Source organism: Brevundimonas sp. MEB006b (assembly GCF_030209705.1).
Taxonomy (GTDB): Bacteria; Pseudomonadota; Alphaproteobacteria; order Caulobacterales; family Caulobacteraceae; genus Brevundimonas.
Genome location: NZ_JARVRL010000005.1, coordinates 596,229 through 613,332 on the forward strand (window position 1 = coordinate 596,229; position 17,104 = coordinate 613,332).

The window sequence follows — 17,104 nt, forward strand, 5'->3', positions numbered from 1 at the left end:
GAGCGGACAGCTCCGGGCCTTCTTTTTTACCCAGGAAAAAGGCGGTGATTGAGGTTTTCGGATCCCTCGCCGCCTCTACAGATACGCTCCCACCTGCCAGGGCACGAACTCGTTGTCGCCGATGCCGAGCGCCTCGGATTTGGATGGCTCGCCTGATGCGACATCTAGCATTTTCTGGAAGATGACGCCGCCGACCTCGGCCAGGCTGGTTCCGGTCAGGACGGGCGAGGCGTCGATGTCCATGTCCTCGTCCATCCAGTTCGCCAGCTTGGCGTTGGAGGCGACCTTGATCGATGGAGCGGGCTTAGCGCCGAAGACCGAGCCCCGGCCGGTGGTGAAGACGATCAGACTGGCGCCCGAGGCGATCTGGCCCGTAGCCGAGCACGGGTCGTAACCGGGGCTGTCCATGAAGCTGAGGCCCTTGGCCCGAAGCGGTTCGGCGTAACCGATCACGTCGTTCAGCGGGGTGGAACCGGACTTGGCTACCGCACCCAGCGACTTCTCCAGAATGGTCGTCAAACCGCCCTTCAGATTGCCGGGCGACGGATTGTTGTTCAGCTCCATCTGATGGCGATCCGCATAGTCGCGCCACCACGCCAGACGCGCGTTCAGCTTGTCCGCAACCTTCTGCGACGCCGCGCGCCGCAGCAGCAGGTGTTCCGCACCCCAGATTTCGGGCGTTTCCGACAGCATGGCCGAGCCCCCGTGCGCGACCAGCAGATCGACTGCGGCGCCCAAGGCCGGATTGGCGGTAACCCCGGACCAGCCGTCTGAACCGCCGCATTGCAAGCCGACGGTCAGGTGAGAAGCGGAGACAGGTTGGCGCTGGACCTTGGCGGCGTCCACGACCAGATCGCGTACGATCTCGATCCCGGCCTCGATCGCCCGGGCCGTGCCGCCAGCCTCCTGGATCGTCAGGGCGTGCAGATGCGGGCCGGATTGAAGGCCTTCGTTGGCGAGCCAGGCGGGTATCTGATTGGCCTCGCAGCCCAGGCCTACGATCAGGATGGAATGGAAGTTCGGGTGCCGGGCATAACCGGCCAAGGTCCGCTGCAGCAGGGTGACGTCGCTACTGAGCGATGAGCCGCCGCAACCGCCTTGGTGAGTGAAAGCGACCACGCCATCGACGCCCGCAGGCAGGATGGAATCCGGGAAGGCGTCGGCGATGCGGCGCGCCACTGTGGCCGAACAGTTCACGCTGGTCAGGACGCCGATATAGTTGCGCGTGCCGACGCGGCCGCCTGGGCGAACGATGCCGCTGAACGTCACGCCCGACAACGGCGCAGGCGGACGCAGGTCGGCCCCGACCTCGGCTTCACGCCCGTCCTCCGCCATGGCCAGGTTGTGGACGTGGACGTGAGCACCGGCGGCGATGGCGGTCTTGGCGCGTCCGATGACCTGGCCGTAGCGGCGGACCAGACCGCCCGCCTCCACTGCATGACGGGCGATCTTGTGGCCGGTGGCGATGTCAGCGCGCGCTGGCGCGTTCAGGCCATCAGGCGTATCGCCGCTGGCGATGTCGTCCAGGGCGATGGCGACGTCGTCGGCGGGGTTCAGGATCAGGACGCGAGACATGGATTTACTCCGCGACCAGACGCGCGACCTCGACGGCGCCGTTCTGGCTGAGCGACAGATAGGCGGACGTGACCGCTGCGGCGAACCGGTTGTCAGCGGCCAGCGCGGGCGGGAAGACGGCAGACAGGCTCAGCAAGGCCGAAACGCGCGCCTGATCGGTGTCGGCGCCAGCCAACAGTTCATACGTCTTGGCCGCTAGCGGATCGTCGACGACGACTGTCTCGCCCGTTTCGGTCACCCCCGACTGCCACTTCATCCAGGCGGCGACGCCCAAGGCCATGGCGTCGATACCCTGCCCCGCCGCCAACCGTTCGGCGGCGCCGGCCAGCAGGCGCTGGGGCAGCTTCTGCGAGCCGTCCATGGCGATCTGGCGCGTCCGGTGCATCAGGGCCGAGTTGGAGAAACGGGCCATCAGTTCGTCGCGATAGGCCGGAATATCCAGACCCGGCGGCGGGTTCAGCGTGGTCTGGGCCTCGTCCCACAGGGCCTCGACATAGGCGCGGAAGGCGGGGACGGCGACGGCCTCGTGGACATGCTCGTGCCCCGACAGGGCGCCCAGATAGGCGATAGCCGAGTGGGCGCCGTTCAGCAGGCGCAGCTTGGCGTCCTCCCACGGTTCGACCGCGTCGGTCAGTTGCACGCCGAGCGACGCGAAGTCCGGCCGTTCGCCGGCGAACCGATCCTCGATCACCCACTGGATGAAGGGTTCGGCCTTGACCATGCCCTGGTCTTCGACGCCCAAACGGGCGGTCAGGCGGGCGATGTCGTCGGGAATGGTCGCCGGGACGATCCGGTCGATCATCGTCTGGGGAAAGGCGCTCTCGGCCTCGATCCAGTCCGCCAGCGCCGGGTCGATCTGGCGCGCCATCGCCAGCACCCCGTCCCGGATGCGCTTGCCGTTGTGGGGAAGGTTGTCGCAACTGATGACGGTGAAGGGCTTCAGTTCCGCCGCCTTGCGGGCCTGAAGCGCGGCGACGATGAAGCCCGGCGCCGTGCGGGGCGAGCCGATGTCGGCCAAGTCCGCCGCCACCTCCGGGTCGTCTAGCAGCAGGTCGCCGGTCGCCGGATCGAGGCGATAGCCCTTTTCGGTCACAGTCAGGGTGACGATGTGGACGTCGGCATCGGCCATGGCGGCGACCAGGGCGGCGGGATCTTCCGGCCCGACCATCACGCCCGCGCAGGCGCCGATCACCCGCAGATGCTCGTCCGATCCGTCACGCACGACCAGGGTGTACAGCCCGTCCTGCGGATTCAGCTGATCGCGTACGCCGGGCGACCGAAGCGAAGCGCCCAGCACACCCCAGCGCGGATCGCCCGACCTGATCGCATCGTCGAACACGACCGCCTGGTGGGCGCGGTGGAAGGCGCCGATGCCCAGATGGACGACACCCGTCTTCACCTGGGCGCGGTCGTAGCCGGGGACGGCGATGTCGGCGGGCAGCCCCGTCAGGCCGGCTTGGTTCAGTCTACTCACAGCTTGTAGGCCGCCTTGACCAGGCCATAGGTCAGAGCGTGGGCCAGTTCGTGAGCCTCGTCCTCCTCCATCCGATGCTCGACGACCAGTTTAGCCAGGAAGCCGCAGTCCATGCGCCGCGCCACGTCATGACGGGCGGGAATGGACAGGAAGGCGCGGGTGTCGTCGTTGAAGCCGACGGTATTGTAGAAGCCAGCCGTCTCGGTGACCTGCTCGCGGAAGCGACGCATCCCTTCGGGACTGTCGTGGAACCACCAACTGGGTCCCAGCTTCAGAGCCGGATAGTGGCCGGCGAGTGGCGCGAGTTCGCGGCTGTAAGTGGTTTCGTCCAAGGTGAACAGGATCAGAGACAGACGGCTGTCCGAGCCGAACCGATCCAGCAGCGGCTTCAGCGCGCGCACGTAGTCGGTCTGGGTCGGAATATCGCAGCCCTTGTCGCGGCCGAAACGGTTGAAGACGGTGGCCGAGTGGTTACGGAAGCTGCCGGGGTGAAGCTGCATCACCAGACCATCCTCGACCGACATGGCGGCCATTTCGGTCAGCATCTGGCCGCGGAACAGTTCAGCGTCGGCGGCGCTGGCGGGCGCCGTCGACACACGCCGGAACAGGGCCTCGGCTTCGGCCTTAGGCAGATCTGCGGTGAAGGCCGTCGGGTGGCCGTGATCGGTCGAGGTGGCGCCCATTTCGATGAAGAAGACCCGGCGATCGCGTAGGGCTTGTAGGTATCCGTCCCACGACAGCGTATCGCGGCCGGTCTGATCGGCCAGGATTTTCAGATTGTCGCGGAAACCCTCATAGTCCGGGTCAATAACCGGATCCGGGCGATAGGCGGTCAGCACCCGTCCCTTCCAGCCCGAGGCTGCGATGGTCTTGTGATGCTCCAGCGTATCGAGTGGGCTCTCGGTCGTGGTCAGGACCTCGATATTGTAACGGTCGAACAGCGCGCGCGGCCTGAAGGCGTCGGTCTTCAGGGCCGCATCGATCACGTCGTAATAGTGGTCCGCCGTCTCGGCCGACAGGCGCACGTCGATGCCGAAGGCCTCGGCATAGACCCAGTCGTGCCACATCCGCGAAGGCGTCCCCCGGAACAGGTGATAGTTCTCGGCGAAGCGCCGCCAGATCTCTCGCGGATCGCTCTCGACCGGCCCGCCATCGGCGCGCGGCACGCCCAGATCCTCCATCGCCATGCCCTGCGAGTGCAGCATGCGGAAGACGTAGTGATCGGGCGTAATCAGAAGTTCGGCCGGATTGGCGAAAGGTTCGTTCAGCGCAAACCAGCTCGGGTCCGTATGGCCATGCGGGCTGATGATCGGCAGCCCCTTGATCTCACCATACAGACGACGCGCGATCGCCCGGGTGTCGGCGTCCGCCGGAAACAGGCGATCAGGGTTCAGTTTGAGCGGATGAACCATAGCGTTTCTCATTGCCTCGTGGCGGAGGCTTGGTTCGCCTCTCGATCTTGATCCAACAAGCCTACAACATGGACCGCAAAAAGACACCGGTTACCATCATCGAACCTCAGCTTGTTTTCGGCGTCGGACGTCGGATTTTAGGCAAGGCGGCGCTGGCGCCTTGCGTCCGGGCGCGAGGCTGGACATAAGGGCCGCTCACCGCCCGTGCGGGCCGGCTTAGCTCAGTTGGTAGAGCGCCAGTTTTGTAAACTGGATGTCGCGGGTTCGATTCCTGCAGCCGGCACCACGCCTTTCGACCATCGGGGACATGGCCGACACAACCAACAAGCTGGGCCACAAGATCGGTGCGCGAGGCGGCAGAACCCGCCAAGCGATCCTCGACGCTACCCAAAGCCTGTTGAACGAGCGGCATTACGGGGAAATCCGCGTCGCCGATCTGGCCTCGGCCGCCGGCGTGTCGCCGTCCAACTTCTACACCTATTTCAAGACGGTCGAAGAGCCTGTTCTGGCGCTGTGCGAGGTCGCCGCGACGGATTTCCAGGGATTGGCCGCGCATTTCCAGGCCGACTGGCCGGGCGACAAGGCCTTCGTCATCGCGCGCGCCTTTATTCTGAATGTGATGGCCATCTGGCGCAGCCACGGTCAGGTGCTGCGTGTCGAACATATGCTGGCGGACAATGGCGACGCGGCCTTCGTCGAAAGCCGGGTGCGCCGTTTGCGCCGGCTTCACCTGTCCATCGAACGCCGCGTGGCCCAGGCCCACGCCAGCGGTCTGCACCCCAAGGACTACAATCCGCGTCTGGCCTCTTACCAGATCGCCTCCATCGCGGAGTCGACGGCGGCCAGTTTCGATCTGTTGCGACGGGCCGATACGCCCGAAGCCATCCTGGATACGGCGGCCATCATCATCGTCAAGCTGACGACGGGGCGTTAGAGGCCCAACGGCCCATACAGCCAGGTCATCCAGATCCCGACGGCCAGGAAAACGCCGAACGGCAGCTTCTCCGATCCGCTGACGCTGCGCCGGACCACCAAAATGCCGAAGACCAGACTGAGCCCGACCGCGCAGGCCCACAGCAGCACGCTGGGCAGGCCCATCCAGCCGACCCAGGCCCCTGCCCCCGCGAACAGGAAGGGGTCGCCTCCCCCCAGTCCCTGGCGCTTGCGGACGAGTTGATACAGCCAGCCGACCAGCCACAGACCACAAAACCCGACGGCAGCGCCAATCAGATGGGAAAAGCCAAGGCTCCAATCCAGAATTAGCGCGACCGTGACGCCTGTCGAGATCAAGGGCAGCGTCAGACTATCCGGCAGCCAGAAGTGTTCACCATCGACGATGGCGATCAGCAACAGCTGCCAACCCAGAACGGCCGTGACGGCGATCATGAACGTTGAGGCGCCGCCTGTCGCGCCCCACACGCCGGCCCAGATCCCGACGCCGGCCGACGCCAGTTCGATCAGGGGATAACGCGGCGAAATCCGGGTGTGGCATCGCGCACAACGCCCGCGCAAGGTAAGCCAGCTGAAGACCGGCACAAGCTCCCAGGGACGTAGCGTCTGATCGCAGCCCCGGCATCGCGAGCGGGCGACGACGATGTCCTCGTCGCGCGGCAGGCGAACGCTGACGGCGGCGATGAAACTGCCGACGATCAGGCCCAGCCCGCCCATGACGGCGGCGGCGAGTACAGGATTCATCAAGACGTCCCGAAGGCGGCGAACCGCTCAGGCTTAACCGCCTCCGAGCGCCACCGCCACATGATAGGTCACCAGCGACGCCAGATAGGCCAGACCGAACATGTAGCCGATCATGATCCAGGTCCATTTCAGCGAGTTGGTCTCGCGCCGCACGACGCCCAAGGTCGCTACGCACTGGGGCGCAAAGATGTACCAGGCCAGGAAGGACAGCGCCGTCGCCAGAGACCAGTGCGACGCCAGGGTCGAGGCCAGAAGCCCCGTCGCATTCTCGGCGTCTGCGATGGCGTAGGTGGTGCCCAGCGCCGCGACCGCGACCTCGCGCGCCGCCATGCCAGGAATCAGGGCGATGACCATCTGCCAGTTGAAGCCGATGGGCGCGAAAATGGGCTCGAGCGCCCGGCCGATCATGCCGGCGAACGAATAGTCGATGGCCGGCAGGGTCGCATTCTCCGGCGGATAGGGGAAGGTCGCCAGCACCCAAAGAATGATCACGAGCGGCAGGATGATGCGGCCCGCCCGGTTCAGGAAAATCTTGGCCCGGAGCCACAGATTGAAGCCCACGCTGCGCAGGTCCGGCGTCTTGTAGGCCGGAAGCTCCATCATGAAGGGCTCGACCGCACCGCGCCAAAACACCTTGCGGATCAGCAGGGACACGATCAGGGCGCTGACGATGCCGGCGGCGTAGAGGCCGAACATCACAAGGCCCTGCAGGTTCGCAAAGCCCCAGACCATCTCATTCGGAATGAAGGCGGCGATGATCAGCGTATAGACCGGGATGCGCGCTGAGCAAGTCATCAGCGGCGCGACCAGGATGGTGGTCAGGCGGTCACGCCGGGAATCGATCACCCGCGCCGCCATGACGCCGGGAATGGCGCAGGCGAAACTGGACAGCAGCGGGATGAAGGCCCGGCCGTGCAGCCCCGCCCCGCCCATAATCTTGTCCATCAGGAAGGCCGCGCGGGCCATATAGCCGAAGTCTTCCAGCGCGATGATGAACAGGAACAGGATCAGAATCTGCGGCAGGAACACCAGCACGCTGCCGACGCCGGAAATGATGCCGTCCACGATCAGGCTTTGCAGCAGACCGTCGGGCAGCACATTGGCGACCAGACCGCCCAACCAGGCGATGCCGGCCTCGATGCCGTCCATTACGGGCGCGGCCCAGCTGAACACGGCCTGGAACATCACGAACAGCAGGGCGAACAGGATCAGCAGCCCGCCGACCGGATGCAGCAGCACCGAGTCGATCCTGCCGGTGAGTGTGTCAGGCCGTTCGGGGGGGCGGACGCAGGCCTTCATGATCCGCTCGGCTTCGCGGGCGGCGGTTCGTAACTCGGCGGCGTCCGGACTGCGCCATTGGCTTTCGGTCACGGCGGCGACGGCGGCCTGGTCCTCGATGGCGGCAACCAGATCGTCGATGCGGCGCTTGCGCGTGGCCACGGTGGTGATGATCGGCACGCCCAGTTCGGCGCGCAGTCGCTCCAGATCGATGCGCAGGCCCTGGCGCTGGGCGATGTCATACATGTTCAGTGCCAGAACCATCGGCCGACCCACGGTCTTCAGCTCCAGAACCAGGCGCAGGACCAGGCGCAGATTGGTGGCGTCCGCGACGCAGACCACCACGTCGGGCGGCGTCTCGCCGGCCAATCGCCCCAGAACGGCGTCGCGCGTGACCTCCTCGTCCGGGCTGCGCGCGCGCAGGGAATAGGTGCCGGGCAGGTCCAGCACCGACATCGTGCGGCCCGAGGCGGCGCGGATCAGGCCTTCCTTGCGCTCCACCGTCACGCCGGCATAGTTGGCGACCTTCTGGTGAGCGCCGGTCAGGGCGTTGAACAGAGCCGTCTTGCCGCTGTTGGGATTGCCGACCAGAGCGACGCGAGCGGTCTTCATCGCAATGTCCATCAGGCGGCGCCCAGCCGGATCGACAGGCTTTCCGCCTCGTGACGACGAAGGGCCACGCGCATGTCGTCCACCTTCATCGCGATGGGGTCGCGTCCGAACAGACCTTCGTGCAGCAGTTCGATCTGCGCGCCTTCGACAAAGCCCAGTTCCAGCAGACGACGTTCCAGCTCGACCGCCTCGCCCTGATGGTGACAATGGGCGCCCACCTGAACGATGACGCCGCGATCGCCGCGTCGGGCTTGGCTCAACTTGATGGTGTCGGTCAATTCTACGCTCGCACGGGCGAGGCCGCTCCCCAACGGCTCCGCGTTTCTTTGACACTGATTATCAGGTGCGAGGGGGCTACGTCCAGCAGGACAGCTTGACCAATTGCCGCGCCGGTGCGTTGCGCTATCACAAGGCAAACAGGAAGCCGCCATGACACGCCACGCCCTCGTCGCACCCCTTTTTCTGGCCCCGGTTTTGACCTTGGCCGCCTGTGGTCAGGGCGAGCCGTCCGCAACCACGCCTGCCGCGCCGGTTCACGTGCTGACGGATGCAGAAAAGGCGACCCTGCTGGCCTCCCTGCCCGCCCCCTACAATGCGGGCGATCTCGAGAACGGGCGTCGGGCGTTTGCGCGCTGTCGCGCCTGCCACACCATAGGCGAAGGCGGCCCGGACATGGCGGGGCCAAACCTATACGGTGTGTTCGGCCGCAAGGCGGGAGATCGTCCGCGCTATAACTATTCCAACGCCATGCGCACGGCGAACTTCACCTGGGACGCCGAGAAGCTGGATCACTGGCTGGAAAATCCGCGCACCTTCCTGCCCGGCAACAAGATGACCTTCCCCGGTCTGCCCGACGCCACGGATCGCCGCGACGTCATCGCCTTCCTGAAGGTGGAGACGGGCTACAAGCCGGAGCCTGCGCCCGCCGCTTGATCCGTCAGGCCTCGGGCAGTTCCTTGGGGCCGCCTTCGCGCAGTTCCTGGGCTTCCCACTCCTCGATCTTGCGGGCGGTCCATTCCGGCGACTTGGTGAAGCGCGCCAGGACGCCATAGATCACCGGCACCACGAACAGGGTCAGAACGGTGGCGAAGATGGCTCCGGTGAAGATCACCACGCCGATCGTCTGACGGCTGCCGGCGCCTGCGCCTTGCCACAGCACCAGCGGCAGAGCGCCGAAGGCGGTTGCGATCGAGGTCATGATGATTGGACGTAGCCGCAAGGACGACGACTCGATGATCGCCTCCCGGATCGACCGCCCCTGGTCGCGCAGTTGGTTGGCGAACTCAACGATCAGAATGCCGTTCTTGGCCGCCACGCCGATCAAAATGATCAGGCCGATCTGGCTGTAGATGTTCAGGCTGGAGCCCGCCATCAGCAGGCCGAAAAGCCCGCCCGCCGCCGCCAGCGGCACCGTCAACATGATGACCGCAGGCGTGATCCAGCTCTCGAACTGGGCCGCCAGAACCAGGAAGACCAGCAACAGCGCCAGACCAAAGGCCGCGAACACGGCCCCGCCCGCTTCCTGCTGATCGCGCGCCGCGCCACCCCACTGGGTGACGACGGCGCCTTGCGGCTGCTTGGCCGCCTCGGCGTTCAGGAACTGTATCGCGTCGTCGATCGTGGTGCCGGGATTGAGGTCGGCCTGCAGGGAGATCGCGCGCTGACGATCCAGACGGCGACGGTCCGGCGTGTCGCCGCTGGTCTTGGTCGTGACCACGGCCGACAGCGGCACCAGTTGGCCGCCCCCGGTCGCGACATACAGGGCTTCTAGGTCGGCGACCTCGCGACGATTGTCACGCTCCGTCTGCAGGATGACGTCGTATTCCTGACCGCCCTTGATGTAGGTCGTGGCGCGGCGAGAGCCGAACATGGTCTCGAGCGTGCGGCCGATCGACTGGGACGAAACGCCCAGCGCGGCGGCTTTCTGCGGATCGACATCGACCAGCAGACGCGGCGAGTTCGGCTCATAGTTCAGGCGTGGACGCGAGAAGCCGGGATTGGCCTGGGCCGCAGCCAGCATAGGCTGGAGCCAGGCGTAGATCTGCTGATAGTCGCTGCCGGTCGCGATCAGCTCGATGGAGTTGGAGTTGCCGCCGCCACGCTGGAAGGCGCCGGGCGTCGAAGCGTTGACCTGGGCGCCCGTCTGGCCGCGCAGCTTGCCGTTCAGTTCCTGAGCGATCTCGGCCGCCGAGCGGTCGCGCTTGGACCAGTCGGCGAGCGTGAGGACGGCGTTGCCCGAGTTGAAGCTGCCGCCGCCGAAGCCGGGCGCGGACACCAGATAGCTGTCGGCCTCGCCACTCGTCTTGTATTCGGCCAGCAACGGCTCCAGCCCCAGCATGATCTTGCGGGTATAGTCGAAGCCCGCGCCTTCGGGCCCTGCGACGCGCACCGTAACCCGACCGCGATCCTCGTCCGGCACCAGTTCGTTAGGCAGGGTCAGGAAGATGCCGCCCGCCCCCGCTGCGACCAGCAGGATCAGGGCGCCGACGCCGATCACCGCGATGCGACGGCCCAACAGCATATCAAGCGACCGGCCATAGGAAGACTTCAGCCGGTCCATGCCCCAGTCGACCTTGCGCGCCACCCAGCCGCCGCCATGGGCGGGTCGCAAAATCTTGGAGGCCAGCATCGGCGACAGGCTGAGCGCCAGGAAGGCGGAGAAGGCCACGGCCGCCGCGATCGCCGCCGCCAGCTCTACGAACAGACGCCCGACATATCCGGGCAAGAACAGCAGGGGCGCGAAGACCGATAGCAGCACGATGGTCGTGGCCACGACCGCGAAGAAGACCTGGCGCGCGCCGCGTTCGGCCGCGACCAGAGGCGGTTCGCCCAGGTCCAGGCGACGCTGAATATTCTCGACCACGACGATGGCGTCATCCACAACCAGGCCGATCGCCAGCACCAGAGCCAGCAGCGTCAGCAGATTCAGCGAAAAGCCCAGCGGCGCCAAGACGATGAAGGTCGCCAGCAGACAGATCGGCGCCACGATGGACGGGATCAGCGCCGCCCGCAGGCTGCCCAGGAAGATGAAGTTCACCAGGGCCACCAGGGCCATGGAGATGCCGATGGTGATCCAGACCTCGTCGATCGCGTGCGAGGTGAAGACCGAGTTGTCGGACCCGACCTCGATGGTCACACCCGGCGGCAAGGTCGGCCGGATTTCCTCGATCATCTTGTGGACGCCGTCCGAGATGGCCAGGTCGTTCGACTGCGCCTGACGGGTCACGGCGAGGCCAATTTGATCCATCCCGTTGCCACGGAAAAGACGCCGGTCTTCTTCCGGCGCTTCCTCGACGCGGGCGATGTCGCCCAGGCGCGTCACATAGGTCGGCTGCCCCTGGATGATGGCCGACGATCCGCTGCCCGTGCCTGTGGCGACCGTCGCTGAGGCCGAGGCCGAGCCTCGCGTGCCGATGGGCAGTTGGCGGAAGTCTTCCGGCAGCGCGTAGGTGCGCGCCACGCGGACGGTGTAGTCCTTGTCCGTCGATTCCAGCGAGCCGGCGGGCAGTTCGACGTTCTGGTTCGTCAGGGCCGTCTCGACGTCGTTGACCGTCAGGCCCCGCGCCGCCATGGCGGCGGAATCCAGCCAGATGCGCATCGAATAGCGCTGCTCGCCATATATGTTGACCTGGGCCACGCCAGGCACCGTCGCCATCCGGTCGATCAGATAGCGGTCAGCGTAATCGGTCAGCTGCAGCCGGTTCATGCTGGTCGAGCGCAGGAAGACGATGATGATCGGCTGGCTGTCGGAATCGGCCTTGGCCACCTCAGGCGGGTCGGCCTGGTCCGGCAGGCGGCCGACCACGCGGCTGACGCGGTCGCGTACGTCGTTGGCGGCGTCGTCGATGTTGCGGTCCAGCGAGAACTCGATGTTCACGTTGGAGCGTCCGTCGCGGCTAGTCGAGTTGATGCGTTCGACGCCCTGGATGCCGGCGATCTGCTGCTCAACCGGCTCGGTGATGCGGCTTTCGATCACCTCGGCCGAGGCGCCGGCGTAGCTGGTGTTGACCGACACGATCGGCGGATCGACGTCGGGCAGTTCACGCACGGGCAGGAAGAAGAAGGCCGCCGCGCCGATGACGCACAGCACGATGGCCGCGACGGCCGCGAAGACTGGCCGCCGGACCGAAACGTCGGACAGCATCATTTGGCGGCGCCCGACTTGCGACCCTGGCCGCCCACGCTGACCGGTGCGCCCGGCTGAATACGGTTCAGGCCCGATCCGACGATGCGGTCGCCCGCCTCGATGCCGGACAGGATTTCAACAAAGCCGTTCTCGACGGCCCCGGTCTCGACCTCGACCCGCTGCGCGGTGGAGCCGTTCTGGCCGGGCGCGATGCGATAGACGAAGGCGCCGGCGCCTTCATATTGCACGGCCGACTCGGGCACGGCGGCGCTCTGACGCTGGCCCTGCTGGACCGCCACGCGCATCAACATGCCGGGACGGATGCGACCGCCGGGGTTGGGGAACTCCGCGCGCGCGGTTGCGGCGCGGGTCGTTTCGTTGACGCGCGTGTCGATCAGGGCGATCCGCCCAGTGAACGGCTCGTCGCCATAGGCGTCTGCCGTCGCCGTCAGCTGGGCGCCGGGACGCAGCAGGTTCAGATAGCGCTCAGGCAGGGGGAAATCGACGCGGATCGTCGACGTGTCGTCCAGCGTCGTGATCACCGCGCCCGGGTTGATCAGCGTGCCGGGCGTCACCGTCGTCAGACCGACGCGCCCGGAGAATGGCGCCCGGATCACCCGGTCGCCCCGACGCGCCTGGGCCGCCTGCAACGACGCCCGCGCGGTTTCCAACCCGGTCTCGGCCTGTTCCAGCATGACCTGGGGCGCAACGCCCCGGTCGGCCAGGGCCTTGTAGCGATCGTATTCACGCTGGGCCTGATTGACGTTGGCGCGAGCCTCGATAATGGCCGCGTCTTCTTCACGCGCTTGGAGTTCGACCAGTGGCGCGCCGGCCGAGACGTACTGGCCGTCCGCGAACAGGACGCGGGTGATCAGTTCGGTGGTCGAAGAGGTGACGTTCACCGACCGCTCGCCGCGCGCTACGCCCAAGACGCGAATTTGATCCGAGAAGGGTCGCTGCGCCACGACGGCCTCGGACACCTGCTGCGCCCCGCGTCCGCGACCGCCGCCCGGCCCTGCCGCCTTCTTTTCATCTCCCGCGGAGACTTTGACGATGGCGGCAACGACCATCAGGGCAAGCAAGACAGCGGCGGCGACGAGGAAGAAGTGACGTTTGATCACGCGGGGGTCTCTCGGTCAGGGGACGCCGCATGCATTACCGGGTAATGAAGTGCGCGCAATGTTACGTATCAGTAACGTGCCGGATCACATTTTCCGTCGCGGAAATCTTGCCTAAAATCGTCTCCAGATCGAAAGAACGGGCCCGCGGCTGATGGGAATCTCCTGGCCTGCGACGGTTTGTCTCCATCCGGCCTGCAAGCTCCAGGCGCCGGAATCACGCACCACCGAGGCTTCCAAGGACAGCCAGCGCGCGCCGCCGTCGGCCGCGCCGCCGAACGCCTGACCCAGCATCATCCAATCCTCGCCGATCCGGGCGCCCGCCGTGGCGTCGATGCGGGTTTCATCCGGCAAGCCGTCCCGCAGACGGCGTGCGGCCTGAAGCTCGACGAATGCGCCGTCCATTCCCCAGCGCTCGCCCATCTCGCCGAGGGACCGGCCGACCGACACGCGCGCCTCCCAATCGTGATCGCCGACGCCCGGCGCGGCATAGCCGGCGTTGCGCCCCTCCCCGGCCTGGGTATAGCCGCCGTAAAGGCTGACGGCGTTCTGGTCGTCGCGCCAGACCTGCCAGGTCGCACCGATCTCGATTGGGCCGCGCCCGCTGTAATCGACGAAGGCGTCCTCGCCGTCCTGCCAGTCCGCCTTCAGCTGAAGCGTCAGACGATCCGCCACGCCGTATTCGGCGAACAGACCCAATGTCGCGTCGCGCCGCCGGCCCGGCAGATCACGCTCCTCGCCAGCAGCGTCAAAGCCCGTGTCGGCGCTCAGCCGCTCGTATTTGACGATCGCTTGGCCCTTGCCCTTCGGCTGGGTCCAGGCGCCGGCGACGACTTCAGTCGGCGTCAATGCCGCGAGGGCCAGAGCCCCCGCGACAACGGGAATTAGGCGTCGTAGCCCGGCGACTTGCGATCCAGCTGTCGCAGAGCGCCCGGCCAGGCCAGCGACGAGATGAAGCCGATTCCGCGCCCCTGCTCCTTGGTCTCGGCTTGCGCCTCGTCCGGCGCCAGCAAGATGTGCTCGCGCCCGCCGGACAGAGCCGCAACCTGCTGCGCGCAGGCCCTCTCCAGGAAGAAGATGCCGATCCATGCTTGAGCCGCCGTTTCCCCGACCGCCAGCGTGCCGTGGTTTCGCAGCAGCATCAGCGGTTTGTCCCCCAGGTCGGCGACCAGACGTTCGCGTTCGTCATGGTTCAGAGCCAACCCCTCGTATCCATGATACGCAACCTGATGCTGTAGTAAACACGCGTTCTGACTGACGGGGAGCAAACCTTCGGCCTGAGCGGCGACGCCCACGCCGTTCACTGTATGTAGATGGATGACGAACTTGGCGTCTTCGCGCGCGGCGTGGACGGCCGAGTGGATCGTGAAGCCCGCCGGATTGATGAAATAGGGCGTGTCCTGGACGATGTTCCCTTCCAGATCGACCTTCACCAGTGACGAGGCCGTAATCTCGTCGAAATAGAAGCCGTACGGATTGATCAGGAAATGATGGTCCGGCCCGGGCACGCGCGCCGAGATATGGGTGAAGATCATGTCGTCCCAACCGTTCAAGGCGACCAGCCGATAGAGGGCCGCCAGTTCGACACGGACCTGCCATTCGGCTTCGGATACGCGCGTCTTGATCGAGGGACTGGTTCCGTCCGCCATGATTTCCTCCTGCCTCTGGATGGGCTTTTACAAACCGTCACCCCGCGCGGTCGCGTCGTCAAGCCGACAAGCCGCCGTTGACGTGACGTCACCCCCTGCAGCGGCCTTGCTTAACCCGGTCTTCATCACGCAAGCATATGGTTAAGCATCGTCGCCGGTTCGGGGAGCCGCCTTGTCTGTCGTTCAACTGGAGCCGCCCCGCGACGCCTGGGACGACCGGACTGTGTCTGAGCTTCTGGCGCTGGCCAGCAGCCGTTCGGCCGACGATCGTCAGCGCCTGCTGCTGAACGTCACCTCGCTGTGTGAATCCAATCCGCCGCCGCCCAAGGTCGCGCCGCTGCTCAGCGACATCTTCCTCGCTCTGACAGCCCAGGCCGAGCGGGATATTCGACTGGCCCTGTCCGAACGGATCGCTGGCGTCGATTGGGCCCCGCCAGCGCTGGTCAATATGCTGGCGCTGGATGAGATCGAGATCGCCCGCCCGGTCATCACCTCCAGCCCGCTTCTACAAAACGCCGACCTGATACGCCTGCTAATCGAGGCGACGCTGGAGCATCAGATCGCCGTCGCCCGGCGCCCGCAGCTGGCGCGGCCGGTCGTGGACACGATCGTCGATCGCGCAGAACCCGTCACCGTGACGGCGCTGGCGTCCAACCGTACGGCCGACATTGGCGAAGACGCCATGCGCAAGCTGGTCGATCATTCGCGCCGCATAGCGGGCCTGCGGGCGCCGTTGACGCGTCACCCCAGGCTGAACGAACAGTTGGCTCAGCAGCTTTATCAATGGGTCGGCCAGGCTCTGCGTCAGTCGATCGGCGAACGCTTCCGCATCGACGACGCCCAGTTGAATGCGGCGGTTCAGGACGCGGCGGCGAAGGCTGTCGGCAGCCCGGAGTGGCGCGCCATGTCCGCCCGGACCGAGGATCGCGCACGCATCGACGCGGAACGACGACTGGTGGAAAAACTTCAAGCCGCCGGCCAGCTGCGCCCCGGTCTGCTGGTCCGCGCGCTACGAGAACAGCGTTTCGAACTGTTCGAACAGACCCTGGCGGCCCTGGGCGGCTTCAGTGAGGCTCAGGTGCATCACGCCATCCGCGCGCCGACCGCCGAACCGCTTTACCTGGCCTGCATCGCCGTGGGCGTGGATAAGGCCGTCTTCGCCTCTCTTTTGGTGGAAGTGCGCAAGCTTTCGGGCGGAATGCCTGCCGACGGCGGCTGGAAGGCGACGCCGATGAGCGCACACGCCGCCTCTCGCGCCTTCCATCAGATGATGCAGAAGCCCGCGACCGTTTGACTCTCGCCCTAAGCTCGGGCCACGTCGCCAAGTGACTCAGTCAAGCCCCTCCCCCCTGCCGTCATCGCCCCGATTGGCCTTCGTCGCCAGTGACCGGCCCGAAGCCCAGGCGGCGCGCAAGGCCTTGATCGCCCGCTATGGCGCCGTGCCCGAAGACCAGGCCGATGTGATCGTGGCCTTAGGCGGCGACGGGCAGATGCTGGAAACCCTGCACGGCAATCTGCGCCAGCGTACGCCCGTGTACGGGATGAACCGGGGGTCCGTCGGCTTTCTGATGAACGACTATGACGAGAACGGTCTGCTGGAGCGGATCGCGACGGCCGAAAAGACCGTCATCCACCCGCTGCAGATGGATGCCTGGACCGAAAGCGGCGAGGTCCACACCGGCTTGGCCATCAACGAGGTGTCGCTGCTGCGCCAGACGCGCCAGTCGGCCAAGCTGCGCATCACCGTCGATGAGCGCGTGCGGCTGGATGAACTGTCCTGCGACGGCTGCCTCGTCGCGACGCCTGCGGGATCGACCGCCTATAACCTGTCGGCGCACGGCCCGATCATCCCATTGGACGCCCGCATCCTGGCCCTGACGCCGATTAGCGCCTTCCGACCTCGTCGCTGGCGCGGCGCCCTGTTGTCGCACGGCGCCAAGGTGCGGTTCGAGGTTTTGGAGGCCGACAAACGCCCGGTCTCGGCGACCGCCGACAACTTCGAGGTCCGCCGCGTCGCCCGCGTCGAGGTGCGCGAGCGTCGTGATGTCACCCTGACCATGCTCTTCGATGCGGGCCGGTCGTTCGACGAGCGGGTGATGGCCGAACAGTTCGCGAACTGATCGGTCACGGCTTCTTAAGCCCGCTACCGTATCTTGGGGTGAACG

General features: G+C 66.2%; 14 protein-coding genes and 1 tRNA gene. 5 read left to right on the forward strand and 10 right to left on the reverse strand.

Going from position 1 to position 17,104, the window contains the following annotated elements:
- Positions 1-75 precede the first annotated feature (75 nt).
- From QRN13_RS09360 to uxaC, 3 genes are read right to left on the reverse strand one after another with little or no spacing between them, the layout of a single operon-like run.
- Positions 76-1,575, reverse strand: a complete 1,500-nt coding sequence (locus QRN13_RS09360) for a UxaA family hydrolase (RefSeq protein WP_284877685.1) — start codon at positions 1,573-1,575, stop codon at positions 76-78.
- A 4-nt stretch (positions 1,576-1,579) separates the two neighbouring features.
- Entirely contained in the window at positions 1,580-3,049 is a 1,470-nt protein-coding gene (locus tag QRN13_RS09365; protein ID WP_284877686.1) for a mannitol dehydrogenase family protein, read from the reverse strand.
- Positions 3,046-4,461 carry a glucuronate isomerase gene (uxaC, locus tag QRN13_RS09370; protein ID WP_284877687.1) on the reverse strand — a complete coding sequence of 472 codons (1,416 nt, stop codon included), beginning with the start codon at positions 4,459-4,461 and terminating at the stop codon, positions 3,046-3,048. The genes QRN13_RS09365 and uxaC overlap by 4 nt, the downstream gene beginning before the upstream one ends.
- Before the next feature lie 210 nt (positions 4,462-4,671).
- Here uxaC and QRN13_RS09375 point away from each other — a divergent pair.
- Both QRN13_RS09375 and QRN13_RS09380 read left to right on the forward strand, forming a co-directional pair.
- Positions 4,672-4,747 (forward strand) — tRNA-Thr (locus QRN13_RS09375).
- A gap of 21 nt (positions 4,748-4,768) precedes the next feature.
- Positions 4,769-5,395: a TetR/AcrR family transcriptional regulator gene (locus QRN13_RS09380; protein WP_284877689.1), complete on the forward strand. Its 627-nt coding sequence runs from the start codon at positions 4,769-4,771 to the stop codon at positions 5,393-5,395.
- Here the strand turns inward: QRN13_RS09380 and QRN13_RS09385 are convergent.
- From QRN13_RS09385 to QRN13_RS09395, 3 genes are read right to left on the reverse strand one after another with little or no spacing between them, the layout of a single operon-like run.
- The gene (locus tag QRN13_RS09385) at positions 5,392-6,156 is read right to left on the reverse strand and encodes a prepilin peptidase (RefSeq protein ID WP_284877690.1); all 765 of its coding nucleotides are present in this window, start codon (positions 6,154-6,156) and stop codon (positions 5,392-5,394) included. The two genes, QRN13_RS09380 and QRN13_RS09385, sit on opposite strands and share 4 nt — an antisense overlap.
- A gap of 33 nt (positions 6,157-6,189) precedes the next feature.
- Positions 6,190-8,046: a ferrous iron transporter B gene (feoB, locus tag QRN13_RS09390; RefSeq protein ID WP_502868585.1), complete on the reverse strand. Its 1,857-nt coding sequence runs from the start codon at positions 8,044-8,046 to the stop codon at positions 6,190-6,192.
- Between the two features lie 11 nt (positions 8,047-8,057).
- Entirely contained in the window at positions 8,058-8,324 is a 267-nt protein-coding gene (locus QRN13_RS09395; protein WP_055754847.1) for a FeoA family protein, read from the reverse strand.
- Between the two features lie 151 nt (positions 8,325-8,475).
- Here QRN13_RS09395 and QRN13_RS09400 point away from each other — a divergent pair, with 151 nt between their 5' ends.
- The gene (locus QRN13_RS09400; RefSeq protein ID WP_284877692.1) at positions 8,476-8,979 is read left to right on the forward strand and encodes a c-type cytochrome; all 504 of its coding nucleotides are present in this window, start codon (positions 8,476-8,478) and stop codon (positions 8,977-8,979) included.
- Between the two features lie 4 nt (positions 8,980-8,983).
- Here QRN13_RS09400 and QRN13_RS09405 read toward each other — a convergent pair whose 3' ends face one another.
- The 4 genes from QRN13_RS09405 to QRN13_RS09420 all read right to left on the reverse strand — a co-directional run bounded on the left by QRN13_RS09405 (position 8,984) and on the right by QRN13_RS09420 (position 14,939).
- The gene (locus QRN13_RS09405) at positions 8,984-12,190 is read right to left on the reverse strand and encodes an efflux RND transporter permease subunit (RefSeq protein WP_055754845.1); all 3,207 of its coding nucleotides are present in this window, start codon (positions 12,188-12,190) and stop codon (positions 8,984-8,986) included.
- Positions 12,190-13,293 carry an efflux RND transporter periplasmic adaptor subunit gene (locus QRN13_RS09410; protein ID WP_055754844.1) on the reverse strand — a complete coding sequence of 368 codons (1,104 nt, stop codon included), beginning with the start codon at positions 13,291-13,293 and terminating at the stop codon, positions 12,190-12,192. The genes QRN13_RS09405 and QRN13_RS09410 overlap by 1 nt, the downstream gene beginning before the upstream one ends.
- A 111-nt stretch (positions 13,294-13,404) precedes the next feature.
- Positions 13,405-14,139 (reverse strand): hypothetical protein, encoded by a 735-nt coding sequence (locus QRN13_RS09415; RefSeq protein ID WP_284877693.1) that lies wholly within the window; start codon positions 14,137-14,139, stop codon positions 13,405-13,407.
- Positions 14,140-14,174: 35 nt separating this feature from the next.
- Entirely contained in the window at positions 14,175-14,939 is a 765-nt protein-coding gene (locus QRN13_RS09420) for a class II aldolase/adducin family protein (RefSeq protein ID WP_284877694.1), read from the reverse strand.
- A 172-nt stretch (positions 14,940-15,111) separates the two neighbouring features.
- Between QRN13_RS09420 and QRN13_RS09425 the strand changes: the two genes are divergently transcribed.
- Together QRN13_RS09425 and QRN13_RS09430 are read left to right on the forward strand one after the other, a co-directional pair.
- Positions 15,112-16,233, forward strand: a complete 1,122-nt coding sequence (locus QRN13_RS09425; protein ID WP_284877695.1) for a DUF2336 domain-containing protein — start codon at positions 15,112-15,114, stop codon at positions 16,231-16,233.
- A gap of 31 nt (positions 16,234-16,264) precedes the next feature.
- Entirely contained in the window at positions 16,265-17,059 is a 795-nt protein-coding gene (locus tag QRN13_RS09430) for an NAD kinase (protein WP_284877696.1), read from the forward strand.
- The last annotated feature ends 45 nt before the right edge of the window (positions 17,060-17,104 follow it).